We start from the raw sequence: 20,413 nt of genomic DNA, 5'->3' as shown, positions 1-20,413 counted from the left end.
ACTCTAATCTAAAGACGAACAAATTGGATAAGGTAGCTAGTATAAATTACTGGTCACACCGCAGTTGATTTCCGTGCAAGACTTCGCTTTCCGCGGGCGGCCGCTGAGCCTCCTCGTTGCTTACGCTCCTGCGGGGTCTCACCTGTTCCGCTTTCCCCGCAGGAGTCTTCGTCTTACCCTCCAATCAACTGCTAGAAGCAACTATATACATGAAACCTACGTTCACCATACCAATAAAAAAATCCAAACGAGTTGGATTCTTCATCAAGAATCTCGATTCATCGTTCGGATTTTTCTTTAACTAAACTACTTTTACCCCAGCCTCTTTTTATTTAACAATAATAACAGGACATTCTGCGGATTGAGCAACTTCGTGACTTACACTTCCTAGAAAGGTCTCTTTAACAAAGCCCTTTCCTCGGCTTCCTATCACAATGACGTCTTGTTGATTGTCACGTGCGTATTCAATAATTTTCTTTGAAGCGGTGCCTTCTACACCGTATGCCTCATATGGAATACCTGATTGAGTTAAATGATTGTGAGCTTCAGATAAAATATCGCGGTTTTCTTCTTCTATCAGTGCGTCCAAGTCAACGCTAAAAACAGGCTGCTGCAAGTGAATTCTTTCCTTAATATGTACAATTGTCAGCTTATTAGCATTTACGCTTTCAGCTAGTTTACTTGCATGTTGAAGAGCACGAATAGAAGGTGCGGAGCCATCAAAGGCGACTAAGATTTTGTTATACATATCAAGAACCCTCTCTCTTTTTGTTCTTTCATGATGTATTACCATCTAGATGCTGTAGATGATAAAGCAAAAAATAATAAAGTAAGAGACTTCTTGATTTTTGCTTTATCATCCATACTATACTTTTACCGCTTTCAGAAAAAACAAAACATTTATCCGTTTTTTTCCATATGAAAAGCCTTTGCTCACTAGAAGCAAAGGCTGATTGTTTATGTTAGTAGGTTATTTAACAAACTTCTTTTAACTCTTCAGTTAAACGTAAAAAAGTTTCTTTATCTCTTTTTTCTAAAGACTGATCGATTTGCAGTAAAAGCTGTGCTTTTTTAAAGTCACGAAGAGATTTGTTTAGCACTAGTTGAGCTGCTGTCGCGTCTGATACTTTTACTTCTTCTCGTGTCATTTTGCGGGACGTATAGTTTTCCATTACAAGTCAACTCCTCATCCTTTTCGCTATTATATAAGAAATCATATAATTATTCAAATGTTTTTTCTTATTTTTCATTTTAAATTTGACCCCCAAAAACCGAGATTAAGACATAGCGAAATCAATTCAATCTAAAGACAAACAAATTGGATACATGAGCTGAACCGCTTGTGACACCGCTGTTGATTTCCGTGCAACCGCTAGAAGCATCTACCCCCATAAACGAAACCTACGTTCATCACAATAACAAAAAAATCCGAACGAGTTGGATCCTTTATCAAGAATCTCGATTCATCGTTCGGATTTTCTTTCCACTAAAATAATTTTGTCTCAGCCTCTTGTTATCACAACCACTCTGGGCGTGAAGAACCTCGAGGAACGAGAACCGTCTTATATTCCCCTGGAGTTTCCGACATTTCGATTTGTTCTGTAAGCCCTTGGTACAATCCTAAAGGTGTTTGGGCTGTAAAGAGATCCGGTGCAATGTACTCATGCTTCTCTGACGAACCAGCTGTTTGATGAGCATATGTTTTATCATAGATGCCCATTGATAAAATCCATAAAGATACGCGATCTAATGATACACGCACGCGGTAGCTGCCTCCTTCTTTTGCTCTTCTTTCTAGTGCCATTAAAGCACCAACTTCAAGCAGCCAAGAAACTGCATAATCATTGACAACTACAATAGGAGGCAGCTTAGGATTTTCTGGCGATCCTTCTAACGCCATGACTCCCGTTACGCTTCCCGCTGTCTGGTCAAATCCATTTCTTTTTGCCCACTCTCCTTGCGTCCCGTGCAGGTTAACGGTGCAGTGGATGATTCCAGGTTTTAATTTTGCACACTCTTCAGCTGTTAGACCGTATCTCTCTAGAAATCCGTAGCGACGGTTCCCAAAAAAGATATCGGCTTCTTTTAGAAGATCAACCATTTTTTCTTTTCCTTCTTTTTCACCGATATCCAGCGTTGAAGAGCGCATACCGATATTAGACGTAGCGTAAATCGTATCATGCTCCCAATCCGTTGGCTTCCAAATATTTAAGACGTCCGCACCGTGTAAAGCGAGAGCTCTACCGAATCCTGCTCCTGCAATAACGTGGCCAAGACCTAATGCTCGAATACCATCTAGCGGCGTTTTAGGGTTCTTTGAAAAAGGAATTGGCTCACTTTCTCCAATCTTTTCAATTTCAATCAAAGGAAGCTGCGCTACTTCTTCATACACGGACTCATTCATAAACTCTTCAATTGTCCGCACAACAGGCATAATAACTCCTCGCTCCGCTGCAGCTTTTTCCAATTCTTCTGCATTCCATCCGCGAATCGCTTTTGCCACTGCATCAGGGTCTTCTATACAATTTAACAGCTTTAGCGTTTCATGCTTAGAGCGTGGATATGGATTCAGCGGCATCACCCATTTGCCGTCTTTTGTTTGATAAAAGCGAAAGCCTAATGGATTATAAGGATCATTTGCTTTACTCGGTGCGTACCCATTAAGCTTTTCCCATTTTTTATCGTAAAAAGGTGATAATCTTCGAATCGCTTTTCGTAAATCCATATGAATATCTTGACCTTTTCCTCCGCGTATTCTCCAAATTTTTGAGACAGCTACTGACTTAGCAACCAGTGCAATAGCTGCTGCTGAGGCAAGTCGCAGCGTACTAGGAACAATTGGATCTTCTCCGTAAAATGTAATGTTTCCTCCACTGTCTTTTGCTGATAAGCCGACTCCTTGAAGCACATTTTCCAGCTCTTGATAGATATCAAAATCACTATTATCCGTTAAACGATTTTCATTTGCTTTCACAATAGATTTTGTTAGCTGACCTTTCGTAATGTTGCTCATGTGTAGTCCCTTCTTTCCTCGTATAATTACCTCATTATGTCCCTGCTTGCTGAAGTTATGCCCTCATCGAGTTAAATCAAAACACTTTAAATATAACCTTTACGTTAACGTTAATATTATCTTAAAACGAATGTATCATATATCACTTGGGCGAACAAATAATTTGTTTCATAAACAAACAAAAGCGTTTTATGTTTTTGTACATAAAACGCTTTTTTCCTATTTTATATTTTCTTTTTCGAACTACTTTTCGATTGGTTTTTTTAATGCATGTAAATTTTCTTCTGCAGAAAGCATGACCTGGTTCATAATATCTTCCGCATCTTTAATGGCTTGGTTATAAAAGTGAGGACCTATATGTTCTTTAATAAACTCCAATACATTTTCCGCTGCAAATTCACTGATTTCTTCATCTCGTTCGTTATAAAAAAACGTTTGAATTTCATTCAGCATTTTATCTTTGTCTTCTTTTGAAAAATTAATAAACATAAACAAAACTCCTCTTTACATTGATATCTGTCTACCTGACATCATAGCAAGAGGAGCTGAGAAAATGCAGTCTTTTTTTCTTGTGATTTTTGTGTACAATGCTTGTGTTGATTTGAATTAGCTAGACACTTTCATAGCCGGTTTTTCTTTTATGCGGCTTGAGCGTTTTTTCATATCCTGTAAAATCTCTAAATATCTCTTTTCCGTCAACTCATATTTTACGAGTGGGACAAGTGATAACAAGCAAAGAATACCCGGAATAATCGTAAAGATTAAAGCAATCCAAATGAGCGTGCTGTGTGACTGAATTTGATTTGGCACGTACCCTACTGCTGAAAGGATGTACCCACCTACTGCTCCACCCACTGCTGAAGCGACCTTTGTTTTGAAAATATTCGTAGAAAACACCATTCCTTCTGCTCGGTTCCCCGTTTTCCATTCGCCGTATTCTACACAGTCAGCGAGCATAGATGTTTGAGCAATGTTACTAACCCCACCGCCAAAAGAAGCTAAAAAGCTTAAAATCATCACTGGCATAACGTGGAAACCCGTTGCAAACATTGTAAGAGTGGCTACAGCATTTAGGGCAATTCCCCCTATTGCTGCACGTTTCTTTCCAAATTTATTTGAAATGAAAGGAGACGCGATCGCTCCTACAATTTGTGCTGTGAAAAATAAGGTTAAATAAAGAGACGCGATGTTCTCTGCATTTAAATTGTATTTAAAATAGTAAATAGAAAACGTAGTTCGAATCGTTAAAATTGTTTCAACTAAAAGCATTGAGAAAATCAGGTAGCGCAACGGTCTATTTTGAATAAATAAGTTCCAAACTGCTTTTGGCGTCTGCTTTTCCTGTCTTTTTACGGTATAGTTTTCTTTTACTCCTGAAAATGTGATGATCATTGTAATCATTAAGATACACGCATAAATAAGACTAAGCATAAACCAGTTTCCAAAATAATGAGCTAGTGGAAGAGTTAATAAACTAGCAAATAAAGACCCTACTGCTGCAATTGTTCTAGGAAAAGCTACAACTTTATTTCGTTCTTTTACATCTTGTGTAATCGTTGCTGAAAGCGACCAATAAGGAATATCCATGATAGCAAAGCTTGTTCCCCACGCGATATAAGTGATATAAGCATAAATTAATTTTCCTGTGTGAGAAAGATCAGGACTAATAAAACACGCGACTGTAGCAACAGCTGCAAAAAATCCGCCTATTAAAAGATATGGCCTAAACTTACCAAATCTCGTTTCTGTATTATCAACAATCATTCCGATAATAATGTCTGCAATTCCATCCCATATCCTTGCAATAAGAAATAAGGTTCCTACGGCTGCAGCATTTAATCCTACGCTGTCCGTATAAAAAATCATTAAATATGTACTTGTTAATGCATAAATAATATTGTTTCCAAAGCTCCCCATTCCGTATGATAATACGGTCTTTAGAGAAACTTTTGACTGTACCCCCATGCTCATATAACCTAACTCCCTTCTCCTATAAAACGCTTTCATATCATATTATGAGTGACTAGAATCTCATTGCTTTATGAGATTCTAGTCTCCTGTTGCTACTACATGTTTTCTACAACTCGACTTTCGTAAGGCTGCAGAACAATATCTTTAAATACTTTTACTTCTGGCGTATGGTTCATAAGGAAGTAATAACTTGTCTCTCCAAGCTTGCGAGGATATACTTCAACTCCATCTTCACTTTCCGTATGCTCAATCTGCTGCTGTTTTACAATATCAAGCGCAATTTTTTCAAACGTTTGCCCTTCAATTCCACAGCCTACATAATAAACCGTCCCGCGACCAAACTGATTTTTTGTTACAGCGGCTTGATTATAAAATGGATCATCATACTCATACAGCACTTCAGCTGTTACAGGTGTGATAATGTCTCTCCACACGGACGCACTTGCTTGTTCTCCTTCATACGATCCTTTTCCTTTAATAGCTGCTTTTTGAGTAGAAGACAGTGCTTCCACTTCATGAATTTCAATCCCTGTTATTTCTTTTACATATCCGGGCAGCGTCTGTTTAAAGTGAATATTATTTTGTTTGTCTTTAATGCCGGTTCTAAACGTAAAAACGATAACGCCTCCGCTTTCAGTAAATTCAGTAAATCTTTTACCTAGTTCTTCATCAATGATTTGCAAAGCTGGAACAACCAGTACTTTATAGCTTGAAAAATCTCTTGTAGCAGGAATAACATCAATAGGTGTATTCAACTTATAAAACGGTGTATACCCTCTAAGAAGCTCTTGCGTAAAGTCAAACCCTTCACTTTGCTGCTGAAAGCGCCATGACCATATATTTTCATAGTCATATAAAACAGCAACATCCGACTTAATGTCAGATTCAAGTACATGTTCGTACTTAACGATTTCACTAAATAACGACTGAACTTCTTTGTAGCGTCTTCCATAATGATTATCGTGACCTACAATTCCGTAGCAGTATTGCTCAGCTCCTCTTGTCATTCCGCGCCAACGGAAATACAGCATGTCCGTGCATCCATGAGCAAACGCTTGATAAGACCACATTTTTGCCTGATTAGGCCTCGGTAGATAACCGATGACATCATGACCTTGAGCACCCATTAATTCCTCTACAATCCAGAAGTTTTTATGTAGCAGACCTCTATTAAAATCATGTCCCAGTGCAATATGAGCAGGGGTAATCGGCTCTGTTTGACCGCCCCATACCGGATAATTGTCATAGGATACAAAGTCCATGACTTCTAGATTCTCTTCATGGTCAAACCATTTATCAAAAAAGCCTCCTGAGACGTTCGTTGTCAACAGCTGGTGATCACCTTTATATCTCTTCACAATTGCTGTTTGTTCATGAGCATATCTGTTTAACGAAAAAGAGCGAAAGCGCGCCCAATCAAGCTTTAACGAAGGACTGTGTGTCGTAATTGTTTTTACAGGCATAGGCACTTCGGTAAAGTCGTTATACGTTTGTCCCCAGAAAATAGTGCCATACTTTTCATTTAACTCATGAATATCTTTATATTTTCTTTCCAAAAACTGCTGAAACTCTTTATGACATTGTTCGCAGTAACACATATCACTGCCTTCATGGCCAAATTCATTGTCAACTTGCCATGCTACGATTGCTTCTTCTGAGCAGTAGTGCTTTACTAGTTGTTCTGTAATCTGAGCGCTATACTGCCGGTAAAGAGGAGAATTAAAACAATATTGACGTCTTCCTCCAAATGCTCTGACCGCCCCATTTTCATCTATTGATAAAATAGAAGGATGCTGCTTCGCAAGCCAAGCCGGAAAAGTGGCAGTAGGGGTACCAAACATAATGTCAATATTCTGTTTTTTAAGCTTATTGATAACGCTATCAAAAAAAGAAAAGTCATATTGCCCTTCTTTAGGCTCCATAAGATGCCAAGCGAACTCCCCTATTCTCACCATATTTGATCCTAACTCTTTAATACCTTGGATATCTTCTTCTATCATATTCTCTGGCCAATGTTCAGGGTAATAATCGACGCCGATGTACATTTTTCTCTACTCCTATCTATTTCTTTATTTCATTAAATGAACGTTTTGCTGTTACTTGTTAAGGTATTCTTGGAAACGGTGATCAAAAGCAAAAAAATCACATTTCCTGTCTTCATAAATAATTCTCTATTCAACTTTTAAGATACATACTTTCTAATCTTTTAAAACGCTTACAAGTTTATTTTATGAACTTTATTCAAAATATTCAATGGTAAAAATTTAGAGAAAAACATCCTTTTTTTGCTCTTTATTAAAATAAAGAATAAAACGCTTACAAAGACAAATGTTTTTATAATTCTTTTATATATCTTCCCTCACACTTCCCACATCCACATTTAGGTAATAAATTGCTTAGAAAACAATCTTCAAAAGTCATTTCTTTCATACATGTTATCTATCAATTAGTAAGAGTCATTTGACTTATCTATAAAATAGTAAAAATTCCAGAGCAGGTTTTTACCATTATTAACACATTGATCCTACGTTCACCATCACGACAAAAAAAAGACCGCACAATGAATCGATAATCTCGATTCATTGTGCGGATACTTCTTGGGCTAAAATACGTTTGTTCTACCTCTTACTTGCAGCTGATTATGAACACGCCCTTTTACGGATTTGTATTCATGCAGCTTCCATTTATACAAAACTCTTCAAACACAGGGCTCTTTACATTCTCCATTAACAATGGGGTTGCAACATGCTGGAAATTAGAATGACGAATTGTTAGGTTTGTAACGGGAGAACGTTCATAGGCTCGAATCCATAAGCCGTATTTCCCTCCATTACTTTGCAAATTTTCTATGTTGATATTACGAACGACGGGCGTAAAATTCCCTGTGTCTCCTTCTTCATAGTACATGTCTATTTGAATCACTTCACTGCCAACGCTTTTGACCGTATTGCTGCTAAAGTCGATATCTTCAATCGTTCCGCCGCGAACTGAATTTGTTTTAATGCGCAGCGCCCGGTCTAGATTGGGACTGTCCATAACATTGTGCTGAGCAAATACGTTCCGGACGCTTCCTGATATTTCGCTGCCGATCACAACGCCCCCGTGGCCATCTTTCATTTCGTTTCCTTCAATAATAATATTTTCACTTGGTACGTTGATTCTTCTTCCATCTGCATTACGCCCCGACTTAATCGCAATACAATCATCTCCATTGTCAAAATAAGAATCTTTAATAAGCACATTTTTACTCGATTCAGGGTCTACTCCATCATTATTAGGACCATGACCTATAATTTTTACATCATCAATTAAAATGTTCTCGCTTAAGACAGGGTTGATTTGCCACATGGGCGAATTTAAAATGGTTACACCTTTTATCATAATATTTTTGCTGTGATAAGGCTGAATAAAACTAGGTCTCAAATAGTGCCCTTTGCCAAATACGCGCTCTTTAACAGGAACTTTCTCTTCTGCCATTTTAAACAGCAAATCGCGATCTTGCTGTTGATTGGGCTCGCCTTCTTTCCATCCAAACTCCTTTTTTCCTTTCCAGGGCCACCAATGTTCGTTATCACCCTGTCCATCTAACGTACCTTCTCCTGTAATCGCAATATTTTTTTCGTTATAAGCATAGATAAGCGGTGAATAATTATATAGCTCCACGCCTTCCCATCTTGTTAAGACAGCAGGTAAGTATTTGTCAGGATTTTGACTAAACTTAATGGTAGCTTTTTTCATTACATGAAGATTTACATTGCTTTTTAAATAAATCGCACCGGTAACATAAGTTCCTGGTGGAACAACAACGCGCCCTCCTCCTGCTTTGTTAGCCGCTTCGATTGCTTTTTTAAAAGCAGCCGTTGAATCAGACTTTCCATCTCCTGCTGCTCCGTACCGCTTAATATTAAACGTACGGTTCGGAAATGAAGGAGGCTGAATTTGTTCTTTAACTGCTGTTATTTTTTCACTTGCTGAAAGAGCTTCTCCTTGGGCAGAAAACGGTAAAATAAGCATCAGAGTCATCACAAACAAAGAAAGCACATATTTTTTCACTAGCTTTTCCCCTTTCGTTTAACAATCTAGTAACCGACTTATTTATAAAGTAACGCCTGTTTTAAAAATGGCCATTTCTTTAAAATCATTTTTTTCGTTATTTACAAGCTCTCCGCTAGAAACCCCGATCATGTACTCAATAAAGCTTTCTAACGTAGCTTCTTCTGTGTCACCTTCAACCAGTACCCCTCCATTAAAATCAATCCAGTGCGGCTTCTTGTTATAAAGAGCGGTGTTTGTAGAAATTTTTATAGTGGGCACAAACGTTCCAAACGGCGTTCCTCGTCCCGTTGTAAACAGTACAATGTGACACCCTGAAGCCGCTAAAGCAGTTGAGGCAACTAAATCATTTCCAGGAGCACTTAGTAAATTTAAACCGTTAGTTTGTAAGCGATCTCCGTAATTTAACACGTCTACGACTGGGGCCGTGCCTGCTTTTTGAGTACAGCCAAGTGATTTATCTTCTAACGTTGTAATGCCGCCTGCTTTATTGCCGGGAGAAGGATTTTCATACACCGGCTGTTCATGATTGAGAAAATACGTTTTAAAGTCATTAACCAGATGAACAATTTTATCAAATGTTTGTTCATCAACAGCTCTTTCCATTAGCAGGGTTTCTGCACCAAACATTTCAGGTACTTCTGTTAAAACTGTTGTGCCTCCTTGGGCAATGAGCCAGTCAGAGAATTTACCGAGCAGCGGATTTGCTGTAATACCAGATAATCCATCTGACCCACCGCATTTAAGACCTACTTTCAGCCTGGAAATATCAACGTCTTCTCTTTTATCATCTTTAGCAGCAGCATAAATTTCTTTTAACAAAGTGACTCCTGCCTCAATTTCATCCTCGACGTCTTGAGATTGTAAAAACTTCACTCTGCTTTCATCAATTGTACCTAGCGCTTGTTTAAATTCTGTTAAGCTATTATTCTCACATCCAAGCCCTAATACTAATACGCCTCCAGCATTTGGATGCTGTACCATTCCCGTAAGCATGGTTCTTGTATTAAGGTGATCATCACCGAGCTGAGAACATCCGTAATTGTGTTTTAAAACGGTTACATGTTCAAAAGGCGAGATATCCCCTATTTCTTTTTGAAACTGTTTAATCATTTGTTCGGCTATACCATTTACGCACCCTACCGTTGGAATAATCCAAAGCTCATTTCTAATTCCAATGTCTCCGTTTTTGCGGCGATATCCTTTAAACGTTAGCGATTGTTTTTTTTCTTTAGGAGCTGCTAACTTTTGATGAAATTCATATTCGTTAACATTATTTAAATTTGTTTTTGTGTTATGCGTATGCACCCATTCACCAGGTGAAATAGAGTGCGTCGCATGCCCGATTGGAAAACCATATTTTATAATGTTGCCGCCCGCTGAAATTGGCGTAAGAGCTATTTTATGGCCCCTTTTTACTTCTTCTTTTAGAGAAATTTCTTTTCCATCAACCATAAGGTTCTCTTGTGCTAAAAAATCTCGTAAAGCTACTGCTACATTATCTTCCTCATGAATACGAATTACTTCTTTCATATGCTTCACCTCTTACTGTTTAGTTGCGGTTACATAGAGAATTTCTTTTATTGCCTGTTTCATTCCGAGAGTTTCAATGGCTAAGACTCCATTTGTTACGGCTTCTGTTAAGCTAGGAATCGTATTTAAATTCTCTCCCCAATGCTCTTTATATCCCAGCACTTCTTTTACAATGTAAGAAATGCTTTTTTCAGTACCGTCAAACGTATTCCAAAGAGATTCATACATTTCTAGAACTGCAGGGTCATCTGATAGTTCAATTTTTTCTCCTTCTCTTTTTCCTTTATAAAAAGAAATGAGGGCACTGAGAGAAAATGTAAGCAAAGCCGGCAGCGCTCCTTGCTTTTCAACGTACTCTTTAAGAGTTGGGATGTTTCGCGTTTTAAACTTTGTCATGCTGTTCAAAGAGATGCTCATTAATGCGTGGTGGATAAACGGATTTTGAAAGCGTTCTAATGCAGATTTAGCAAATGGCAAAGACTCTTCTTCCGAAACTGGTAAACTAGGAATAATTTCTTCATACAGACACTTTCGAATAAACGTTCCGATTACATCATCTTCGACTGCTTCTCTGACCGTATTTAGTTCCGCTAAATACGCAACAGGCATCATAGCAGTATGAATCCCATTTAAAATTCTGACTTTCTGCAGCGCATATGGTGCAATGTCGTTCACAAATTTCACATGTAAACCAGCTTCTTCCGCGGGAAACTCTTCTTTTACCCACTCAGGTCCCTCAATAACCCATAAGTAAAATGGCTCTGCGATCACAAAAAACTCATCTTCATAACTCAGTTCATTGAGCAGATTTTCATCGTTTGGATAACCTGGCACAATTCGGTCAACAAGCGTGCAGCAAAAAGCATTTGCTTCGTGTATCCATTCGGTAAACTTTTTCTCTAAATTCCATTTGTCGGCATAGCGCAATACCATTTTCTTTAACAAATCCCCGTTTCGCTCCACTAATTCACAAGGAAGGATAATAAGTCCCTTTGTTGGATCTCCTTGAAAAGCTTGAAACCGCTTATATAGAAATGCCGTAACTTTACCAGGAAAACTCGTTTGCGGTGCATGTTCCAAGCGGTCTTCTTCTAAAAATGCGATACCTGCTTCTGTTGTATTAGAAATAAGAAATCTTAGCTCTTCTTTCTCCGCTAATTGCATATACGCCTCATAATCTTCATATGGATTTAGACCTCGGCTAATAGATTCAATTACTTCATGTTCTTTGACTGCTTTACCGTCTTGAATTCCTTGAAGAGAAACCGTAAACAAACCGTCTTGCTCATTCAATTTACCTGCATTTCCCGTAATTCTCGGATTGACAGCTACTATACTGCCTTTAAATGCAGTGTGTTTGTTCATTTGATGAATTTGCCAATCAGCAAACCCTCTTAGAAATACGCCTTCTCCAAACTGCAGTACTTTTTCTGAGTATATACGTGTGTTAGCTTGCATCTGACGGTTTAACTTCATGTTAGCATCTCCTTTTTTGCACACATTAACATTGTTATTTTTATAGCTTTTTATATTGTTTTATTTCTTAAAAATGTTAACGTTAACATTTTTGGGCCGGTTATACTAAATAACCGGCTACATAGATGAGCGTGACTTTACAGACTGGCGAACCATTAATTCGGTATTAATTAAAACTTTATTTTGCAGCATCTTTTTGTCATCTTTGTCCATTAATGATAAAACTGCTTCTGCTCCGGTCATGCTGATTTTCTCGATTGGTCTTTTAACGGTTGTGAGTGAAGGAGTGGTGTATTTGGCTAATTCAATATCATCAAATCCAATAATTGAGATATCACTCGGTACGTTTAGCCCAGACTCGAATGCGGCGTTCATAGCACCGATTGCCATATCATCATTTGAACAAAAAACAGCAGTAGGCGGCTGCTTTAACCTTAACAGTGCTTTCATTCCTTCATATCCGCTTTGCATATCGTAATTTCCTTGAATCATATACTCTTGGCGAATGGAAACATTGTGATCAATTAACGAGTTAAGAAATCCTTCCTTACGCTGTTGAGTTGATTTAAAACCTTCTATTCCTTCTATGATTGCAATATGCCTGTGACCTAATTCAATCAAATATTCGCCGGCTTTGTAGGCTCCTTCTTTGTCATTTGACAAAATATTAATAATCGATGAATCGTCAACTTGACGGTTGAGCACAATCAACGGGATGCCTTTTTCTACTACGTTATATATAAAAGTGTTATCACGGTCGCTTTGACTCATTAAAATAATCGCATCAAAGCGTTTATTGTTGATGTACGTATAATCATCATAATCGTCAATGCCTCTTACAAATAAATTATACTGAACATCAATTACTTTACTTACCCCTCTAATACTATCTACTAAAAAACTTGGTGACGTACCGTTTGCCATGCTCGTAAAAAACAATCCAATTGTATGAGATTTTTGAAGCACTAAATTTTTCGCATGATAATCAGGAATATAGTTAAGCGTATTTGCAATCTCTAAAATTTTCTTTTTTGTTTTTTCTTTAATAAGCGGACTATTGTTTAATGCACGTGAAACCGTTGTATGTGATACGTTTGCTAGTTTTGCAATATCCTTAATTGTAACACCCATTTCATTTACCTTCCTTTAATGAATCAGTATCGATTTTTATTATAAGGATATCACAAGTTAGTAGGAATAATAAGCAAATGGTGAATGTTATGACAGTTTTGACTAAGACCTAGCATGAATATCTTGGACAATCTCCGCGTGTTTCTTATCCGTTAGCTTATACATAAAACCAATAATCACTGCAGCAATGGACAAAGCAATAGCAGGATATAGTAACAGCAAACTTTTAATTCCCACTAATGTACCTGCCTTTTGTGCCACGTTTGGGATATACCCAACTAACCCTAAACCAATACCTGATAAGAAGCCGGATAGCGACTGAGCAAGCTTTCGAGAAAAGTTGAACAATGAATACGTTGTGCCTTCTTTTCTTTCGCCTGTTTTCCATTCACCATAATCAATAATATCTGATACAAATGCCCATGTAATCCCGTTAGGAATGCTGATACCTATAAAAGCAATACTTGCTAAAATCGTAAAAATTACGACGTTAGAAGGCATAAAGAAATTTACTGTGTCCGCTGCAATACTGATTCCTAAGCCAATCATTGCAGCTTGCTTTTTTCCAAATCGGCTAACAAGCTTTGGCAGCATAATGACTCCTAGAAAGGATGAACCAATAATAATAAAGTTCATGTAAGCCATCAATTTAACATTTCCTAAATTATACTGTGCAAAGTAAATAAGCATAGCTGATTTAATATTGTAAGCTGAAATGGTAAATACCGTCATAAACACTAAAATTAAAAGAGGTTTGTTACTTACAAACGTCTTAAAAATAGACTTGACTGATAGTTTTTCTTTTGGACTCTCTTTTACGACAATGCGTTCTTTGCAATTGCGATAGCATACATAAAAAGCGATGATTCCAATGACCGACATAATTCCCATAACAACGGGATAACCGATTTTTTCATTTGGAAATAACAGAATGAGCGGTACAACAGCAATGCTGGTTACAAACAGTGCACCTAATGATCCTGTTTGACGAAAAGCAGCAAGAGACGTGCGATCAGAAGTATTTTGAGTCATGGATGCGCCTAGCGATCCGTATGGAATATTGACAAATGAATAGCCAATTCCCCAAATCATATAAGAAGCGTACGCATAAATTAATTTACCTGCCGGTGAAAGATTTGGCGAAATAAACGTGAGTACGGTTAAAATGGCTAACACCATACTTCCGAATAGTAAATACGGCCGGAATTTCCCTTTAGCTCCGATGTTTTTTCGGTAATCAATGGACGAACCAACAATGGGATCACAAACTGCTGCAAATAACTTACTTACTAGAAAAATCCCTCCCGCAGCCGCGGCAGGGATGCCTGCCACATCTGTAAAGAACTTCAACAAATAAAGCTGCCCTAAATCGAACATGAAACCGTTACCAAAATCACCCATACCATAAGATATTTTTTCTTTTACACTAAGATTTTTCTTTTCTACTTTTATTTCAACCTTTCTTTCTGTTGCCACAACACTCATGGTAATCCCCCTTCTCCCCTTGCAATTCTTTAAACTATTTTGCGCCTTTATTTTTGCAACGTATAGGCTGGGAAGCTAAAGTAGTCTTTAGCATTTTCATAACATATTCCTTTTACAATTTGCTCAAGCAGCTGTTGGTCATTAGGTACTTCCCCTTCTTCCACCCACGTACCAATTAAGCTGCATACTAGTCTTCTGAAATATTCATGCCTTGTATACGAAAGAAAACTTCGGGAATCTGTTAACATACCGATAAACCGACTAAACAACCCAACATTTGATAACGCTTTCATTTGTTCTAACATACCTTCTCGTTGATCATTAAACCACCAAGCCGTGCCAAGCTGCAGCTTGCCAGGAATACCGTCTCCTTGAAAGCTGCCAATTATACTTGCTAATACATAATTATCTTTTGGATTTAACGAATATAAAATCGTCTTTGGCAAACTATTTTGTACGTCCATTTGATCAAGAAGCTGTACGAGAGGCTCTGCCACTTGTCCGTCATACATCGAGTCATACCCTGTATCTGGACCTAACTGACGAAACATTTTGGTGTTATTGTTTCTAAGAGCATGAAGGTGAAATTGCATTGCCCAACCTAGCTCATTATACAGCTTCCCTAAAAAGATTAACGTATATGACTTGTATTTACTTTCTTCCTCAGTACTTACGCCTTCACCTTTTAAGGCTTTTAAGAAAATCTCCGAAACTTCTTCTTTCGAAGTCTTCGTATATACCATTTTATTTAGTGCGTGATCAGATAAACGCCCTCCCATGGAATGGAAAAAACGAGCTCGACTTTCAAGAGCTTTTAACAAATCATCATAGGTGTAAATGGAGCGGTTTGAACAATCTTGCAACTTTGCAATCCAGCTCTTAAACCCTTCTTGGTTGATTTCAAGCCCTTTATCCGGACGAAAACTTGGAAGTACTTGGGTCTCAAAACCTTGGACATCTCTTAGTTTCATATGATACTCTAATGAATCTGTTGGGTCATCCGTTGTACAGATAACTTTTACGTTAGAACGTGTAATAAGATCCCTTGCACCAAACTTACCGCTGCGTAATTTCTCGTTTGCTTTTTCCCAAATAAACGGTGCCGTCTGTTCATTTAATATCTCATCAATATTAAAAAAACGCCTTAACTCTAAATGCGTCCAATGATATAGCGGATTCCCAATCGTCATCGGAACTGTTTTAGCCCACGCGAGAAATTTTTCATAGTCACTCGCTGATCCTGTTATCTTTTCTTCTTCAATTCCGTTCGCTCTCATCAGTCTCCATTTATAGTGATCTCCATCTAGCCAAACGTTAGTTAACGTTTTAAACTGTTTATTCTCATAAACTTCCTGCGGGTTTAAGTGGCAATGATAATCAATAATCGGCATATCTTTTGCGTAAGTATTATACAAGTGTGCTGCTGTTTCATTTGTTAATAAAAAATGGTCATCCATAAACTGTTTCATTTCTACCTACTCCTTTACTTTTTTGTTAACGTTAACAAAATTTTATATGAGGATAAATAATCTTATTTATAGATAACTATTTTAATAAGATATAATCTTCAACAACAAAAATGTTAACGTTAACATTTTATTTAATTCTATTACTTATTTCTAAATTTTACAACAATTTATCTTTATATTTTTTCGATTTTTTTCTTTTCTTGTTTTCATATACTGATTCTTTAATTTTAAAAACACGATTTCTGACATGATTCCATAAGAATTAAAGCAAGTTTTTTCACATAGGGCTTATACAAGAGTAATAAGGTGAACGGCTGTCTTTAATGCTATAATAAATTTCATATGCAAAATATCACTACTAGCATTTAAATCATACATAGCCGCTCCACCTTGTTTTCGTATCATTTAAAATAAAGGAATTTTAAAGAGAAAAGTGAATAGTATAAACATGCACTTTATTTACTATCTCTTTTTAATTTTCATATATTCATTGCTTTTAAAGGAGAGGATATCATGCCAGGAGCCACAAGCATGGTCGTAATCGGGATTACTGCCTTAATTGTATTTGGACCAAGCAAATTGCCGGACATAGGACGAGCATTTGGACATTCCCTGCGAGAATTTAAAAATGCAGCGGAAGGAATTATACAGGATGACGACAAAAAAACTCCAGAGGATACTACTGAAGATAAAGAGGAAAAATCCTAATTTTTATGTAAATGAAAGTTATACAGACTAAAAAGCCCACTTTTAACGTGCAGTGGGTTTCTTTTTTGATGTATGATAGTAAAAAATAGTAAAGAAAGAGGGTAACTTTTTGTTTAAATCGAAACTGCATTTTTGGACATTAGAACTATTAATGATTGCTTTACTGATTTATATTTGTAAACATATTTCGTTTGTTTTTCTGCCAATCGGTGTGTTTATCTCCACTTTGTTTTTCCCTATTCTTGTAGCTGGTTTTCTTTTCTTTTTATTCGAACCAATTGTGTCATTTCTCACAAGAAAAAAAGTGCCAAAAACACTGGCCATTTTACTATTATACGTTGTTTTTATCGGCGTAATTGCTTCTATTGTAGGCGGTGTGGGACCTACTTTATCTAAACAATTAACTGATTTGGCTAAGAATATTCCGTCTTACATTGTAGAAACGAGAGAGTACATAAATGATTTATCTAATTCAAGATGGTTTAACTGGCTCGTTGAACAAAAATATGTGTCGCTCGATCATATTGAAGAGTCACTTTTAAACTACGCGTCTACTTTACCTACGAATCTCACAAACAGTATTTCATCTGTTTTAAGCGTCGTAACAAATATTACACTTACGGTTGTAACCGTTCCTTTCATTCTTTTTTATATGCTTAAAGACAGCCATAAACTTCGTAAAAATACGCTGCGTATGGTTCCTGCTTCTTACCGAAAAGAAACGTTACGTACAATGAAAGAAACAACAAATACGCTAGCTACTTATATTCAAGGCCAAATGCTCGTTTGTTTGTTTGTCGGTATTAGTACATTCATTGGTTACCTCATCATCGGGTTGCCTTATGCATTAATACTCGCACTAATAGGAGCCCTTACTAATATTATCCCGTACGTTGGCCCTTTTATTGGCGTAGCACCCGCTTTAATCGTAGGTTTATTATACTCTCCTACAAAAGCGATATTAGTAATTATTGTCGTCGTAATCGTTCAACAGCTCGACGGGAACATTATTTCTCCGCTAGTAATTGGAAAGAAATTAAACACACATCCTTTAACAATTATTATTTTATTGCTTGTTGCGGGTAATATTGCAGGAATACTCGGAATGATCTTAGCGATTCCGGCTTATGCTGTAACAAAAACCATTGTGATAAATATTGTAAGAATGATTCAATTCAGAAATAAATCTATCAAGTTGTAAAATGCAAAGGCAATACAATAAAAGGACCTTCTCTTGAAGGTCCTTTTATTGTTCCATAGGTTCAGCACTGACACACCATCAGGTGATTTCCATCCGGATCTTTAAATGTAAACCAATGATTGTGTTGAATTCCTGTCGTTAGCTCTACTTTTTTCTGTTTCATATATTCATAAGCTTCTTTAATATCGTTTGTATTCAAATGAAAAGCTGGCGTTTTAAAAAGCGTATTTTTTGAATAAGTTTTGCTATCTAATACAATTCCTGTTCCATTCATAGGTATCACATATAAATGATCATATAAAATGTCTCCATCTGCCGGCAAACCTAGCACGTCACAATACCAGTCTCGTGCTTTTTGTATATCTTCTACAGGAATAAAAATCGTGCCTACTTCATTTAATATAGGGTTCATTCATGACCTCCAGGGTATGTTTAGTAGTTTTAGAAAGTATTCTCTTTTAACCGCTGATATCCTTTTATTTTAAATTGCTTGCTATTCATCCAGTAAACTCCGCAGCAGAATTAGCAGTCTTGCGAACAGAGTTATCCTTCTTACATAAGCTACACAGCAAATGTATATACTTCATGACCAAATTTGGATTGCGAAAAAAGAAAATAAGAAAATCTCCCCCTTCGCCCCCTTTGCACGTGTATAATGAAAAATAGACTATAGATAGTAGCCGTCTTTTGTTTGTGGCATCGAACTTTCGTGCATTACAATAGATTTAAAGCTACTATCCAACTAAGAATTAAAATGACTAACTTAAGATTAAGGAGGTTAGATGTGTATGGATTATTCATCTTTACTCATACGCGAAGTCATTGATAGAGTATCTAAATTACGCCTCTTATCTGTTTATAACGAAAGTATAAAAGGTGATTTAGAGAGCACCATCCTCCCTCTTTATCAGCAGCACTTTGAAAATAAAGATGTAAACGAAGCGTTGAGAATTTTAAAAAAAGACTTTCTCAATCGTACGAAACGCAGGTGGTTAGATGCTGCTATACGCGACTATGAGCAAAAAAAGCCCAAGAAGAATAAAGAGCTGATTGGGGAATACAGAGCGCTAACAGCTTATTATAAAACAAACGGAAAAGAACTCTTTTGCAAACAGTTTGAAAACATACCGTCTCCGGAAGAAGTCATTAATAAACGAATTGATATCCTACGTGAATGGAGTCAAGAAGATAGCTTCTTCTTAACTGATTATCCTTATATTCATCAAAAAACCAAAACGCAGCGAGAAAAAGCAATTCATACGGATATATCTATTATTATTGGGCTGACTATACTGGACCCTAGCTTCCAAAACGGAAACCACAGTATTATTGAAAGCCCTTTTTCAACTGTAGAGAACCCTTTTTTCTCTAACTCAAGAGCAAAGCTTCTCGTCGAGCAACCCCTATTAGAGAAAGAAGGAAAAGAATATTTCTTAAGTACTTATAACTCTGAAGACGGGACAGATTACGAATTGTTAATAGAAAAAGAATACGCTGAAGAAAATGGAAATAAAATTAGTGATTTAGATCGGTTTGATTATAAAGTGTTTTTAGAGATCATGAGCCAACGCGACGAGTTGTTCGCTACACAAAAAATCATTAATGTAAAGATTGGTGACCTTGTGAAAGCACTTTATAAAACAGACAGTAAGCGCAATTACCAGATGATAGAAGAAAGAATTACAAAAATGAAGCACTACAGCATGTCAAAAGTACAGCATAATAAGACAATTGCCTATGGTATTTTTGACTTTGTGGATATTACTACGATGCCAAACGGAACGCGAATTGCTGAAATTCACGTCAATGAAGTGATATATAGAGACTATATTCAACGCCAAACGGTGCGTATTTACAAAAATAAAGTAGAAAAATTAAGTTTAGACGCCGCTTACCATTTGCTATTCGTTATGCAAAAAGAGCGTCTCATTTGCTATGAAACAAAATCTTCATACAATGTCACAAGAGATTATTTATATTTTTCGACAAGAGTCCGCTTTCGAAAAAGACGCAAAAAAGAAAACCTTGTCGAAATTGAAACAGCCTTAGATGAGCTAGTCGAACAAAAACTAGCTGTCCAATCTTATAAAAGAGTGGGCCAAGTGTTTCAGATCACCTTTATTCCTGTGGGAGAAAGTGAAGTAAAAGACTTATTAGCCGGTGATTACGAATATGCTCCCCTTTCTATCTATCAAAACGTAACAAGTTCTATAGGCTAAAAAAAGAATGCTCTTATGATCTTTATAAGAGCATTCTTTTTATCTGCCTACCATTAGTTACTGCATTTTTTGCTCCACATTTCCGTGCAAAAGTGTTTTTTTGCTCCAATTCTCCATATAAACATACTATTTCCCCTGCTGATATAGTTATTAA

At 37.0% G+C, this 20,413-nt stretch carries 16 protein-coding genes; 3 read left to right on the top strand and 13 right to left on the bottom strand.

Translation table 11 applies throughout. The features are described 5' to 3' along the window. Window positions 1-328: 328 nt before the first annotated feature. The 12 genes from LJY09_RS09190 to uxaC all read right to left on the bottom strand — a co-directional run bounded on the left by LJY09_RS09190 (window position 329) and on the right by uxaC (window position 16,131). Window positions 329-748, bottom strand: a complete 420-nt coding sequence (locus LJY09_RS09190; RefSeq protein ID WP_028413689.1) for a universal stress protein — start codon at window positions 746-748, stop codon at window positions 329-331. Window positions 749-974: 226 nt separating this feature from the next. Continuing rightward, window positions 975-1,172: an IDEAL domain-containing protein gene (locus LJY09_RS09185; protein WP_013082792.1), complete on the bottom strand. Its 198-nt coding sequence runs from the start codon at window positions 1,170-1,172 to the stop codon at window positions 975-977. A gap of 344 nt (window positions 1,173-1,516) precedes the next feature. Further along, window positions 1,517-3,013 (bottom strand): CoA transferase, encoded by a 1,497-nt coding sequence (locus LJY09_RS09180; RefSeq protein ID WP_155010206.1) that lies wholly within the window; start codon window positions 3,011-3,013, stop codon window positions 1,517-1,519. Window positions 3,014-3,256: 243 nt separating this feature from the next. Continuing rightward, a complete protein-coding gene (locus tag LJY09_RS09175; protein ID WP_013082790.1) occupies window positions 3,257-3,502 on the bottom strand; it encodes a DUF2164 domain-containing protein in 246 nt (81 codons plus the stop codon). A gap of 117 nt (window positions 3,503-3,619) precedes the next feature. Then, window positions 3,620-4,984, bottom strand: a complete 1,365-nt coding sequence (locus LJY09_RS09170; RefSeq protein ID WP_098112760.1) for a glycoside-pentoside-hexuronide (GPH):cation symporter — start codon at window positions 4,982-4,984, stop codon at window positions 3,620-3,622. A 95-nt stretch (window positions 4,985-5,079) separates the two neighbouring features. Then, entirely contained in the window at window positions 5,080-7,029 is a 1,950-nt protein-coding gene (locus LJY09_RS09165; RefSeq protein ID WP_098112761.1) for a beta-galactosidase, read from the bottom strand. A 610-nt stretch (window positions 7,030-7,639) separates the two neighbouring features. Then, window positions 7,640-9,037, bottom strand: coding sequence for a glycoside hydrolase family 28 protein (locus tag LJY09_RS09160; RefSeq protein WP_028413693.1), 1,398 nt, complete (start codon window positions 9,035-9,037; stop codon window positions 7,640-7,642). 42 nt (window positions 9,038-9,079) lie between these two features. After that, the gene (locus LJY09_RS09155) at window positions 9,080-10,570 is read right to left on the bottom strand and encodes a UxaA family hydrolase (RefSeq protein ID WP_028413694.1); all 1,491 of its coding nucleotides are present in this window, start codon (window positions 10,568-10,570) and stop codon (window positions 9,080-9,082) included. 12 nt (window positions 10,571-10,582) lie between these two features. Beyond that, on the bottom strand, window positions 10,583-12,046 hold the full coding sequence (locus LJY09_RS09150; RefSeq protein ID WP_028413695.1) for a tagaturonate reductase: 1,464 nt from the start codon (window positions 12,044-12,046) through the stop codon (window positions 10,583-10,585). Window positions 12,047-12,163: 117 nt separating this feature from the next. Then, complete coding sequence (locus LJY09_RS09145) at window positions 12,164-13,177, bottom strand: LacI family DNA-binding transcriptional regulator (protein ID WP_028413696.1); 1,014 nt, start codon at window positions 13,175-13,177, stop codon at window positions 12,164-12,166. 102 nt (window positions 13,178-13,279) lie between these two features. Continuing rightward, the gene (locus LJY09_RS09140) at window positions 13,280-14,662 is read right to left on the bottom strand and encodes a glycoside-pentoside-hexuronide (GPH):cation symporter (protein WP_028413697.1); all 1,383 of its coding nucleotides are present in this window, start codon (window positions 14,660-14,662) and stop codon (window positions 13,280-13,282) included. A 47-nt stretch (window positions 14,663-14,709) separates the two neighbouring features. Then, window positions 14,710-16,131 (bottom strand): glucuronate isomerase, encoded by a 1,422-nt coding sequence (uxaC, locus tag LJY09_RS09135; protein WP_028413698.1) that lies wholly within the window; start codon window positions 16,129-16,131, stop codon window positions 14,710-14,712. Between the two features lie 513 nt (window positions 16,132-16,644). Here uxaC and LJY09_RS09130 point away from each other — a divergent pair. Together LJY09_RS09130 and LJY09_RS09125 are read left to right on the top strand one after the other, a co-directional pair. Beyond that, window positions 16,645-16,839: a twin-arginine translocase TatA/TatE family subunit gene (locus LJY09_RS09130; RefSeq protein WP_013082787.1), complete on the top strand. Its 195-nt coding sequence runs from the start codon at window positions 16,645-16,647 to the stop codon at window positions 16,837-16,839. A gap of 109 nt (window positions 16,840-16,948) precedes the next feature. Further along, window positions 16,949-18,040: an AI-2E family transporter gene (locus tag LJY09_RS09125; protein WP_025751972.1), complete on the top strand. Its 1,092-nt coding sequence runs from the start codon at window positions 16,949-16,951 to the stop codon at window positions 18,038-18,040. Window positions 18,041-18,101: 61 nt separating this feature from the next. Here LJY09_RS09125 and LJY09_RS09120 read toward each other — a convergent pair whose 3' ends face one another. Beyond that, window positions 18,102-18,452 carry a VOC family protein gene (locus LJY09_RS09120; RefSeq protein WP_098112763.1) on the bottom strand — a complete coding sequence of 117 codons (351 nt, stop codon included), beginning with the start codon at window positions 18,450-18,452 and terminating at the stop codon, window positions 18,102-18,104. 376 nt (window positions 18,453-18,828) lie between these two features. On the opposite strand from LJY09_RS09120, the gene LJY09_RS09115 reads away from it, so the two are divergent. Next, window positions 18,829-20,259 carry a hypothetical protein gene (locus LJY09_RS09115; RefSeq protein WP_028413700.1) on the top strand — a complete coding sequence of 477 codons (1,431 nt, stop codon included), beginning with the start codon at window positions 18,829-18,831 and terminating at the stop codon, window positions 20,257-20,259. Window positions 20,260-20,413: the final 154 nt, after the last annotated feature.

This window comes from Priestia sp. J2 (assembly GCF_020790095.1).
GTDB classification, from domain to species: domain Bacteria; phylum Bacillota; class Bacilli; order Bacillales; family Bacillaceae_H; genus Priestia; species Priestia zanthoxyli.
This window is presented reverse-complemented; position numbering and strand designations above follow the sequence as displayed.

Excerpts from the sequence above, each read along its gene's own strand:
- LJY09_RS09190 (WP_028413689.1), bottom strand. The coding sequence starts at position 748 with ATGTATAACAAAATCTTAGTCGCCTTTGATGGCTCCGCACCTTCTATT.
- LJY09_RS09185 (WP_013082792.1), bottom strand. The coding sequence starts at position 1,172 with ATGGAAAACTATACGTCCCGCAAAATGACACGAGAAGAAGTAAAAGTA.
- LJY09_RS09180 (WP_155010206.1), bottom strand. The coding sequence starts at position 3,013 with ATGAGCAACATTACGAAAGGTCAGCTAACAAAATCTATTGTGAAAGCA.
- LJY09_RS09175 (WP_013082790.1), bottom strand. The coding sequence starts at position 3,502 with ATGTTTATTAATTTTTCAAAAGAAGACAAAGATAAAATGCTGAATGAA.
- LJY09_RS09170 (WP_098112760.1), bottom strand. The coding sequence starts at position 4,984 with ATGAGCATGGGGGTACAGTCAAAAGTTTCTCTAAAGACCGTATTATCA.
- LJY09_RS09165 (WP_098112761.1), bottom strand. The coding sequence starts at position 7,029 with ATGTACATCGGCGTCGATTATTACCCTGAACATTGGCCAGAGAATATG.
- LJY09_RS09155 (WP_028413694.1), bottom strand. The coding sequence starts at position 10,570 with ATGAAAGAAGTAATTCGTATTCATGAGGAAGATAATGTAGCAGTAGCT.
- LJY09_RS09150 (WP_028413695.1), bottom strand. The coding sequence starts at position 12,046 with ATGAAGTTAAACCGTCAGATGCAAGCTAACACACGTATATACTCAGAA.
- LJY09_RS09145 (WP_028413696.1), bottom strand. The coding sequence starts at position 13,177 with ATGGGTGTTACAATTAAGGATATTGCAAAACTAGCAAACGTATCACAT.
- LJY09_RS09140 (WP_028413697.1), bottom strand. The coding sequence starts at position 14,662 with ATGAGTGTTGTGGCAACAGAAAGAAAGGTTGAAATAAAAGTAGAAAAG.
- uxaC (WP_028413698.1), bottom strand. The coding sequence starts at position 16,131 with ATGAAACAGTTTATGGATGACCATTTTTTATTAACAAATGAAACAGCA.
- LJY09_RS09130 (WP_013082787.1), top strand. The coding sequence starts at position 16,645 with ATGCCAGGAGCCACAAGCATGGTCGTAATCGGGATTACTGCCTTAATT.
- LJY09_RS09120 (WP_098112763.1), bottom strand. The coding sequence starts at position 18,452 with ATGAACCCTATATTAAATGAAGTAGGCACGATTTTTATTCCTGTAGAA.
- LJY09_RS09115 (WP_028413700.1), top strand. The coding sequence starts at position 18,829 with ATGGATTATTCATCTTTACTCATACGCGAAGTCATTGATAGAGTATCT.